This is a genomic window from Streptomyces sp. DI166 (assembly GCF_900091315.1).
GTDB classification, from domain to species: Bacteria; Actinomycetota; Actinomycetes; order Streptomycetales; family Streptomycetaceae; genus Streptomyces; species Streptomyces fuscus.
This window is the reverse complement of record NZ_FLSP01000156.1, coordinates 1-11,587: the sequence shown is the minus strand read 5'-3', so window position 1 is coordinate 11,587 and position 11,587 is coordinate 1. Positions and strand designations below refer to the sequence as shown.

At 73.9% G+C, this 11,587-nt stretch carries 1 protein-coding gene; it reads right to left on the bottom strand.

Annotated features, from left to right (window positions below; genetic code table 11):
- A partial coding sequence (locus GA0115233_RS38105) for a type I polyketide synthase (protein ID WP_141689633.1) occupies positions 1 to 11,587 on the bottom strand: 11,587 nt, incomplete at both ends.

Here is an 11,587-nt window from a genome sequence, read left to right as displayed (position 1 = left end):
CCAGCACGGTGCCGGAGGGCCGCCAGCCCGCGCCGAGGCTGCCGGGCGCCGTACGGGTGACCCGGCGCCCGAAGACTCCGGTGGCCCGGATCGCCACCTGGTCCTCACCGGCGCGGCCCGCGAGGACGCCCGCGAGGCGGCCCGCGGCACGCCGGTCCACCAGCGGGGGCAGGTCGACGAGCCCGCCCCAGCGGTCGGGGTGCTCCAGCGCGGCGACCCGCCCGAGACCCCAGACGGCGCCCTGCGCGGGGTCGGGCGCGCGGTCGGCACGGTTGACGCGGACAGCGCCGGAGGTCAGGGCCCAGACGGGGGCGGTGAGACCGGTGTCGAGCCAGGCCTGGATGAGTACGGCGGTGGCGGGCACGTGCGCCCTGGCACCGCGGTCCGCCAGGGCGAGGAAGGACAGTACGCCGCTGACCGGGGCGTCCGCCGCGGCCTCGGTGAGGCGGGCGGAGAGATCGGCGCGCTCCGGCAGGGGCGGGCAGGGCACGGTGACCGGCTCGGCGCCGTGGGCGGTGAGGGCGTCCAGGACCGACCGCACGAAGGGGTCGTCCTCGGTCCCGGCAGGCAGGACGGTGAGCCAGCGGCCGGGCAGGGCGCTCGCGGAGACGGCGCCGAGCGGCTTCCAGCCGATGCCGTACAGCCAGTCGTCGACGCGGGACTGCTCCCGCTGCCCGTGCCACCAGTTCTTCAGCGCGGGCAGCAGCCCTTCGAGGGCCGCCTCGGTCACGCCCAGGGAATCAGCGAGGGTGCCGGCGTCGCCCCGCTCCACGGCGGTCCAGAACGCGGAGTCCGCGCGGTCCGCGGAGGCGGTGTCGGGGCGGCCTCCGATCCGGGCGCCCTCCGGCCAGAACCGCTCTCGGGCGAAGGCATAGGTGGGCAGGTCGACGAGGCGTGCACCGGTCGGCCGCAGAACGGCGTCCCAGTCGATCCGCCCGCCGTGCAGGCGCAGTTCGGCAAGAGCGGTGACCAGGCTCGCCGGTTCGGGGCGGTCCTTGCGCAGCAGCGGGGCGAAGAGCGGTTCGTCGCCGTCCACGGTGCCCTGGGCGAGCGCGGTGAGCGTGCCGTCGGGGCCCAGCTCCAGGTACCGGCCGGTGCCCTGCGCGTCGAGGGCGCGTACGGCGTCGGCGAAGCGCACCGGGCGCCGTACGTGCTCCACCCAGTGCTCGGCCGACATCAACTGCTCTGCGGTGGCGGCCTCGCCGGTCAGCGTGGAGACGACGGGAATGCGGGGGCGGTCGTACGTCAGGCTCTCCGCGACGGCACGGAAGTCCGCCAGCATCGGCTCCATCAACGGCGAGTGGAACGCGTGGCTGACCCGCAGGGCGGTGACCCGGCGGTCCTGCGCGCGGAACCGCTCGGCGATCTCCTGCACCGCCTCGGCCGCCCCGGAGACCACCACCGAGCGCGGGCCGTTGACGGCGGCGATGCCCACGGTGTCCGTGAGGTGGGGCAGTACTTCGTTCTCCGTAGCCTCGACGGCGGCCATGGCGCCGCCGACGGGGAGGGCCTGCATCAGCCGACCGCGCGCGGCGACGAGACGGCAGGCATCGGGCAGCGACCACACTCCGGCGACGTGGGCGGCGGCGATCTCGCCGATGGAGTGGCCCGCGAGCACGTCCGGGCGGACGCCCCAGGACTCCAGCAGCCGGAACAGGGCGACTTCGAGGGCGAAGAGGGCGGGCTGGGTGAACTCCGTGCGGTTCAGGACCTCTTCGCCGTCGCCGAAGACGGCCGCCCTGAGGTCGAAGGGCAGTTCCGCGTCGACGGCGTCGAAGGCGTCCGCGAACACCGGGAAGGCCGCGTGGAGTTGTCGACCCATGCCCAGGCGCTGGGAGCCCTGTCCGGCGAACAGGAACGCGGTCCGGCGGCCCGCCCGGCTCTCGGTGCCGGTCAGGAGGGCGGGGTCGGTGGCGCCGACGGCCAGGGCGCGCAGCCCGTGCAGGAGTTGGTCGCGGTCCTCGGCGAGGACGGCGGCGCGGTGCTCCAGCCAGGGGCGTCGGGCGGTGGAGAGGGCGAGGTCGGACAGGCGCAGGGCGGGGTCGCTGTCGACGCGCGCCCACAGGCGCTCCGCCTGGCCGCGCAGGGCCTGCTCGGAGGCGGCGGAGAGGAGGATCGGCGTCACCGGCAACTCGGCGGGTTCCGTGGCCTGTTCCCGCTCGGCCGGTTCCTCGGGTTGCTGTTGCTGGGCCTGCCCCGTGTCGGGAGCCTGTTCGATGATGACGTGGGCGTTGGTGCCGCTGATGCCGAACGAGGACACGCCGGCCCGGCGGGGGCGGCCGTCGGGCTCGGGCCACTCCGCGTTCTCGGTGAGCAGGGCGATGTCGCCGGCGCTCCAGTCGACGAACGGGGACGGCTCTTCGGCGTGCAGGGTGCGCGGGAGCTGCCCGTGCCGCATCGCCATCACCATCTTGATGACCCCGCCGACGCCGGCGGCGGCCTGGGTGTGGCCGACGTTCGACTTCAACGAGCCGAGCCACAGCGGCTGTTCGCGGTCCTGTCCGTAGGTGGCGAGCAGCGCCTGCGCCTCGATGGGGTCGCCGAGCGGGGTGCCGGTGCCGTGGGCCTCCACGGCGTCCACGTCGGCGGGGGTGAGTCCGGCACCGGCGAGGGCCTGGCGGATCACGCGTTCCTGCGCGGGGCCGTTGGGGGCGGTGAGGCCGTTGGAGGCGCCGTCCTGGTTGACGGCGGACCCGGCGACGACGGCGAGGACGCGGTGGCCGTTGCGGCGGGCGTCGGACAGGCGCTCCAGGACCAGCATGCCGATGCCCTCGGACCAGGCGGTGCCGTCGGCCCCGGCGCCGAAGGACTTGCAGCGGCCGTCGGAGGCGAGTCCGCGCTGCTGGCTGAAGTCGACGAAGGTGTCCGGTGTCGACATCACCATGACACCGCCGGTCAGCGCGAGATCGCAGTCCCCCGCGCGCAGTGACTGCGCGGCCAGGTGCAGGGTGACCAGGGAGGACGAGCAGGCCGTGTCGACGGTCATCGCCGGGCCCTCCAGGCCGAAGGTGTAGGCGATGCGGCCGGAGTGGACGCTGGCGGTGTTGCCGGTCAGCAGGTAGCCGTCGGAGTCGTGCTCGCCCTCGCGCAGACACGAGTGGTAGTCCTGCCCCATGACCCCGGCGAACACGCCGGTACGGCTGCCGCGCAGCCCGGTCGGGTCGATCCCGGCCCGTTCGAACACCTCCCAGGACACCTCAAGCAGCAGCCGCTGCTGGGGGTCCATGGCGAGGGCCTCGCGCGGGGAGATCCCGAACAGGGCGGCGTCGAAGGAGGCGGCGTCGTAGAGGAACCCGCCGCGCCGGACGTAGGTCTTGCCGAGGCGGCCCGGCTCGGGGTCGTACAGGGCCTCCAGGTCCCAGCCGCGGTCGGTCGGGAAGTCGCCGATGGCGTCGCCGCCCTCGGTGACCAGCCGCCACAGGTCCTCCGGCGACTCGACGCCGCCGGGGTAGCGGCAGGCCATGCCGACGATGACGATCGGGTCGTCGTCGACGCCCCGCCGGACGGGCAGTGCCTCGCCCCGCGCGCCGGGCGCGTCGTCGGCGAGGGCGGTCAACAGGTGCCGGGCGAGTGCGGCGGGCGAGGGGTGGTCGAAGACCAGGGTGGCGGGCAGCCGCAGCCCGGTCGCGGCGTTGACGCGGTTGCGCAGTTCGACGGAGGTCAGCGAGTCGAACCCGAGCGCCTTGAACGCCTGGCCGGGTGCCACGTCCGCGGCGGACGCGTGCCCGAGGACCTGCGCGACCAGCTCACGGACCGTCTCCAGCAGGTACGGCTCCCGCTCGGCCGCGGGCAGCGCGGCGAGCCGTGCGCGCAGCTCGCCGCCCCCGGTGCCGTGGCCGCCGGTGTGCGCGGCACGCCGTGCGCCCCCGCGGACCAGACCGCGCAACAGCGGTGGCACGTCGTCGAGCTGGCGCAGAGTGCGGTAGTCCAGGTCGACGGGGAGGAGCAGAGCGCCCTGGGGGTGGCGCAGCACGGCGTCCAGTACGGCGAGACCGTGGCCGGGATCGAGCGGGCGGACGCCTCCGCGTGCCATGCGGCGCAGATCGGCCTCGTCCAGTCCGCCCGTCATGCCCGCGCCGGGCGCCCAGGGGCCCCAGGCGAGGGACACGGCGGGCAGTCCACGCCGGGCGCGGCGCAGGGCGATCGCGTCGAGACAGGCGTTGGCGGCGGCGTAGTTGGCCTGTCCTGCTCCGCCGAACACACCGGACACCGACGAGAACAGCACGAACGCGGCCAGGTCCCGGTCGCGGGTGAGCGTGTCGAGGTGCTCGGCGGCGTCGGCCTTGGGGATCAGCACCGTCCGCAGCCGTTCCCCGGTGAGGGAGGCGAGGACGCCGTCGTCGAGGACGCCCGCGGCGTGGATGACGCCGGTGAGGGGGCGGTCGGCGGGAATCGTCGCGAGCAGCGCCTCAAGTGCGGCTCGGTCGGACACGTCACAGGCGGCGACGGTCGCCTCGGCGCCCAGGTCGGCCAGTTCGGCGACGAGTTCGGTGGCGCCGGGCGCGTCGGGGCCGCGGCGGGAGGTGAGGAGCAGGCGCCGTACGCCGTGCTCGGTGGCCAGGTGGCGGGCGACGAGGGCGCCCAGGCCGCCGGTTCCACCGGTGATGAGGACGGTGCCGTCGGAGAGGTGGGTGGGGGGTGCCGTTTCGACGGCCGGCGTGAGGGGCTGGGCGACGAGGCGAGGGGCGAGTGCCGTGCCCTCGCGCAGGGCGAGTTCCGTCTCCTCGGTGGCGGACAGGGCGAGGAGCGCGTCCCGGGAGGCGGGGGTGGCGTCGGTGTCGGCGAGGACGATACGGCCGGGGTTCTCGGTGCGGGCGGCACGCAGCAGGCCCCACAGGGCGGCGAGCGCCGGGTCGGGCTCCTCCCTGTCGTCCACGGCCACCGCGCCTTGGGTGACGACGACGAGCCGGGTCTCGGTGAACTCCGCGGCGGCGAGCCAGTCCTGTACGAAGGCGAGCGCGTCGGCGGCGGTGGCGTGAACCGTCGCGTCTGTAGGGGCCCAGGGCAGGAACACCGTGCTGGGCGCGGGGTCGCCGTCGTGGACGGCGCGGCTCAGTTCGGCGCGGGTGCGGGCGGGGAGCGTGTCCAGGAGGCCGGTGCCGGCGGCGCGGTCCGTGAGGAGGACGGCGGTACCGGGTTCCGGGGTCGGGAGCGGTACCGGGGTCCATGCGACGCGGTAGACGCCGGTGGGCCTTGCGGCGGTCAGGTCCGACGGCACCTCGCGCAGGGCGAGGGAGTCCACGCGGGCGACCGCACCGCCGGCCGGATCGGCGAGTTCGAGGGTGACCGCGTCGGGGCCGGCGGGGGCGATCCGTACGCGCAGGGCGCGCGCGTGGGAGGCGTACAGCGACAGCCCGTTCCAGGCGAAGGGCAGCCGTCCGGCGCCGTCGGTCTCGCCGAGGGGGCCGTACAGCACAGCGTGCAGGGCGGAGTCGAGCAGCGCGGGGTGGAGGGCGCAGCGCCCGGCGAGCGTCTCCTGCTCCTCGGGCAGGGCGACCTCGGCGAACACCTCGTCACCGCGCCGCCACACGGCCCGCAGCCCCTGGAAGACGGGCCCGTACGTCAGCCCGGCCGCCGCCAGCCGCTCGTACGCGTCGTCGACGGGGCGGGGGTCGGCGCCGGTCGGGGGCCACTGGGTGAAGTCGAAGCCGGGAGTGGCGGGCGCGGCCGGACCGGCGTGGTTCGCGGGCTTGGCGGGCCCGGCAGGCACGGCGGGCTCGGTTTCGGGGGCTAGGACGCCCTCGGCGTGCAGGGTCCAGGGGGTGTCGTCGGGTGCCTCGTCCGGACGGGAGTGCACCTCCACCGTGCGCCGTCCCGTCGGGTCGGTGACGCCGACGGTGACCTGGAGCCGGATCGTGCCGTGCTCGGGAATCACCAGCGGCACCAGGATCGTCAGCTCCTCGACCCGGTCGCAGCCGACCTCGGCCCCGGCGCGCAGCGCCAGCTCGGCCCAGCCGGTCCCGGGGAAGACCACCGCGCCGCGCACTGCGTGGTCGCGCAGCCACGGGTGGGAACGGTGCGAGAGCCGCCCGGTGAGCACCGTCCCGCCACCGGCGAGGGCGACGGCGGCGCCGAGCAGCGGATGCCCGGCCGCACCGAGTCCTGCGGCGGCCAGGTCACCGGGGCGCTGCCCGACCGACGGCCAGTAACGCCGCCGCTGGAAGGCGTACGTCGGCAGGTCGACGCGGCGCGCGGCAGTAGGCGTTCCGCCGAACAGGGCCCGCCAGTCGGTGGCGCCGCCGTGTGTGTACAGCGCGGCGACGGCGGAGAGCAGCGTCTCGGGCTCGGGGCGGTCCTTGCGCAGGGCGGGGACGAGTACGGCGGTGCCGGTGTCGTCCGTGTCGTCCATATCCAGGGTGGCCTGGGCGAGGGCGGTGAGGGTGCCGTCGGGGCCGAGCTCCAGGTACCGCGTGACGTTCTGCGCGGCGAGTGCACGCACGGCGTCGGCGTAGCGGACGGTGCGGCGGGCGTGGGTGACCCAGTAGTCGGGGGTCATCAGCTCGGCCGGGTCCGCGAGGGTGCCGGTGACGGTGGAGATCAGTGGGAGTTGCGGCCGCTCGTAGGTCAGGCTCTCGGCGATCTCGCGGAAGTCCGCGAGCATCGGGTCCATCAGCGGCGAGTGGAAGGCGTGGCTGACCCGGAGGGGGGTGACCTTGCGGTCCTGGGCGCGGAAGTGGGCGGCGACGGGCTCGACGGCTTCGGCCGCTCCGGCGATCACGACGGACCGGGGGCCGTTGACGGCGGCGATGTCGACGCCGGTCCCGTCGAGCAGCGGCAACACCTCGTCCTCGGAGGCCTGTACGGCGACCATGGCGCCGCCCGCCGGGAGGGCCTGCATCAGTCGGCCTCGGGCGGTGACCAGCTTGCAGGCGTCGTGCAGGGACCACATTCCGGCGACGTGGGCGGCGGCGATCTCACCGATGGAGTGCCCCGCGAGCACGTCCGGGCGGACGCCCCAGGACTCCAGCAGCCGGAACAGGGCCACTTCGAGGGCGAAGAGGGCGGGCTGGGTGAACTCCGTGCGGTTCAGGACCTCTTCGTCGTCTCCGAAGACGACCGCCTTCAGATCGAAGGGCAGTTCCGCGTCGACGGCGTCGAAGGCGTCCGCGAACACCGGGAAGGTCGCGTGGAGCTGTCGGCCCATGCCCAGGCGCTGGGAGCCCTGGCCCGCGAAGAGCAAAGCGGTCGTGCCGGTTCGGGGGGCGGTGCCTCGGATGAGATTTGGGGCCGCTGTCCTGTCTTCTGCGAGTGCGGTGAGGCCGGTGAGGAGTTCGTCGCGGCTGGCGGCGAGGACTACCGCGCGGTGCTCCAGGGCTGTGCGTGTGGTTACGGACGCCCAGCCGATGTCGGCCAGTCGGGCATCTTGCGCGGCCGGACTCCGGAGCAGGCTCAGGAGGCGCTCCGCCTGGGCGCGTACGGCCGGGGCGGCGGCGCCCGAGAGCACTACGGGGACGATGGCCGGGGTCTCGGTGGGCTCGGTGTGTGCCGGGGCTTCGGGGGCTTCGGGGGCTTCGGGGGCTTCTTCGAGGATGACGTGAGCGTTGGTGCCGCTGATACCGAACGACGAGACTCCGGCCCGGCGCGGGCGGTCCTCGGTCCGGGCCCACTCCTGCTCCTGGGTGAGGAGGGTGATGTCACCGGCCGTCCAGTCCACGTGGGACGACGGTTCGTCGACGTGCAGGGTGCGTGGGAGGACGCCGTGGTGCATCGCCATGACCATCTTGATGACGCCGCCGACGCCGGCGGCGGCCTGGGCGTGGCCGATGTTCGACTTCAACGAGCCGAGGTAGAGGGGGTGTTGGCGGGCCTGGCCGTAGGTGGCGAGGAGGGCCTGGGCCTCGATGGGGTCGCCGAGGGGGGTGCCGGTGCCATGGGCCTCGACCACGTCCACGTCGGCGGGCTTGAGACCGGCGCCCGCGAGGGCCTGGCGGATGACACGCTGCTGGGACGGACCGTTCGGGGCCGTAAGACCGTTGGAGGCACCGTCCTGGTTCACCGCCGAACCGGCGATGACCGCCAGCACACGGTGCCCGTTGCGACGGGCGTCCGACAGCCGCTCGACCAGCAGCAGACCCACTCCCTCGGACCACGCGGTGCCGTCAGCCGAGTCGGAGAACGCCTTGCAACGGCCGTCCGTGGCCAGGCCCCGCTGGCGCGAGAACTCCACGAACATCTCCGGACCCGCCATCACGGTGACGCCACCGGCCAGGGCGAGGTCGCATTCGTTGGAGCGCAGCGCCTGGGCGGCGAGGTGCAGGGCGACGAGCGAGGACGAACAGGCCGTGTCGACAGTGACCGCAGGGCCCTCGAAGCCGAAGGTGTAGGCGATGCGTCCGGAGGCGACGCTGCCGGTGGAGCCGGTCAGCAGGTAGCCGTCCGAGTCGTGCTCTCCGGCCCGCATGAAGGAGCCGTAGTCCTGGGTGATAGCGCCGGCGAATACGCCGGTGCGGGAGCCGCGCAGCGACGCGGGGTCGATCCCGGCCCGCTCGAACACCTCCCACGAGGTCTCCAGCAGCAACCGCTGCTGCGGGTCCATGGCGAGGGCCTCACGCGGCGAGATACCGAACAGCGTGGCGTCGAACTCGGCGGCGTCGTAGAGGAAACCACCCTGGCGGACGTACGTGTGCCCGGTCCGGCCCGGCTCGGGGTCGAACAGGCCGTCCAGGTCCCAGCCTCGGTCGGTCGGGAAGGTGCCGATGGCATCGCCGCCCTCACTGACCAGCCGCCACAGGTCCTCGGGTGAGCCGACCCCACCGGGGAAGCGGCAAGCCATGCCCACGATGACGATCGGGTCGTCACTGGTGCCGAGTGCTGCGGGCAGCGGGGTGGCGGAGGACACCGTGTCGTCCTGGCCCTCGGAGAGCTGCGCGAGCAGGTGTCGGGCGAGGACGGCCGGTGTCGGGTGGTCGAAGACCAGGGTGGCGGACAGTCGCATACCGGTCGCGGCGTTGACGCGGTTGCGCAGTTCGACCGACGTGAGGGAGTCGAAGCCGAGGGCCTTGAAGGGCTGTTCGGCGTCGACGTCGGCGGCGGACCCGTGTCCCAGGACCGAGGCGACCTGGCCGCACACGAGGTCCCGCAGGAACTTCTCGCGCTCGGCCGGGGGCAGCCCGGCAACCCGCTTGCTCAGGTCTGCGCTTCCTCCGGGACCGGCCTGCGCCTCCACAGCCCGGCGCGCGGGTGCGCGGACCAGGCCGCGCAGGAGTGCGGGGACGTCCTGCCCGCGCTTGCGCAGCGCTGCGACCTCCAGGTCGACCGGGAGGACGGCGGCGCGTTCGAGACCCGCCCCGGAGGCCAGGGCAGTGTCGAACAGCGCGAGAGCCTCGGCCGGGTCCAGGGGCCGCATGCCCTCTCGCGCCATGCGGCGCAGGTCGGCCTCGGAGAGTTCGGCTGTCATTCCGGCGCCGGGTGCCCAGGGGCCCCAGGCGAGGGAGGTGGCGGGGAGACCAGCCGTGCGGCGGGCGCTGGCGAAGGCGTCGAGGAAGGCGTTGGCTGCGGCGTAGTTGGCCTGGCCCGCGCTGCCGAAGGTGGCGGCAACGGAGGAGAAGACGACGAAGGCGGACAGGTCCGCGTCGCGGGTCAGTTCGTGCAGGTGCGTGACGGCGTCGACCTTCGGCCGCAGGACGCGGGCGAGCCGGTCGGGGGCCAGCGCGGAGATCACGCCGTCGTCCAGGATGCCCGCCGTGTGGATCACGGCCGTGAGCCGGTGACCGGCCAGGGTGGCGGCCAGGTCGTCGCGGTCGGCCACGTCGACGGCGGCCACCTGTACCTGAGCGCCCAACTCTGTGAGCTGCTTTACGAGTTCGGTCGCGCCCGGCGCCTCGGGGCCGCGGCGGCTGGCCAGCAGCAGGTGCCGTACACCGTGCTCGGTGACCAGGTGCCGGGCGACGAGTGCGCCCAGGCCGCCCGTGCCACCGGTGACCAGGACCGTGCCCTCCGGGTCCAGCGGCGCCGGAACCGTCAGGACCACCTTGCCGATGTGACGGGCCTGCGACAGGTACCGGAAGGCGTCCGGAGCCCGACGCACGTCCCAGCATGTCACCGGCAGCGGCTCCAACGCTCCCGCCTCGAACAACGACACCAGCTCGGCGAGCATCTGCCCGATCCGGTCCGGCCCGGCGTCCCACAGGTCGAAGGCACGGTAGAGCACACCGCCGGGGACCGACTCCGGGTCACGGATGTCGGTCTTGCCCATCTCCAGGAAGCGCCCACCCCGGGGCAGCAGCCGCAGCGAGGCGTCCACGAACTCACCGGCCAGCGAGTCCAGAACCACATCCATACCGGCGCCATCGGTCACGGCCAGGAACGCCGCCTCGAAGTCCGTGTCACGCGACGAAGCGATGTGCCGGTCGTCCAGACCCGCCGCCCGCAGAGCATCCCACTTACCAACGCTCGCCGTACCGAACACCTCGGCACCGAAGTGCCGGGCAAGCCGGGTAGCAGCCATACCCACACCACCAGCGGCGGCATGCACCAACACCCGCTCACCCGCACGCAGTTCACCGAGGTCCCTGAGCGCGTAGTACGCCGTCAGGAACACAATCGGCACCGACGCCGCCTGCGCGAACGACCACCCTCCCGGAACACGCGCAATCGTGCGCGCGTCTGCGACAGCCATGGGTCCGAAAGCACCGGAGAACATGCCGAACACCCGGTCACCCACGGCCAGCCCACTCACACCCGGGCCCACCTCGGTAACCACACCCGCGCCCTCAAGACCGAAGTCCCTCGCATCCCCCGGATACATACCGAGCGCGTTCAGCACATCCCGGAAGTTCACCCCCGCCGCACGCACCGCAACACGGACCTGACCCTCACCCAGTTCCATCCGCTCGACCGGCGTGAGCGCGAGCCCATCCAGCGTGCCCTTCTTCGCAATATCCAGCCGCCACGCTGACCCAGGGGCTGTGAGGATGCCAGTGGAGGCGCGGCCCAAGCGGGGGGCGTACACGACTCCCTCACGGATCGCCAACTCCGGTTCGCCGGAGCCCAGGGCACTTGTCACGGCCGACCAGGACTCGGCGACGTCGTCGATGTCCAGCAGGGCGAACCGCCCGGGTGCCTCGGCACGGGCAGCGCGCACCAGACCCCACACGGCGGCCAGAGCCGGGTCGGGTTCGTTGTGGCCGCCAGGTGCGACGGCGCCGTGGGTCACTACGACCAGCCGGGCGCTGTCGAAGCGCTCGTCTGCCAGCCACTGGCGTACGAGGTCCAGGACGTGCGCGGTGAGGGCGTGGGTGGCCTCAGGGAGGTCGCCGGACGGGCGGTCGACGCGGACGAGGACGTCACCGGTGACGGTCTCGCCGGGCGCCGGGAGTCCGGTGCGGGGCCGGTCCGGCGGTGCGGTGGTGCTCTGCTCGGCGGGGACCTTCGCCCAGTCGACCTGGAAGAGGTTCTGGCGGTTCGGATCCGCTCCCGTGAGAGCGCCCTCCCGAAGGGTCAGCGCTTCAACAGTGGCGACCAACTCGCCCGCGGTGTCGGCCAGTTCGAGGGACACCGTGTCGGTACCGACCGGGGTCATCCGTACGCGCAGCTCACGCGCCCCGGACGCCCACAGGGACACCCCGGACCAGGCGAACGGCAGCCT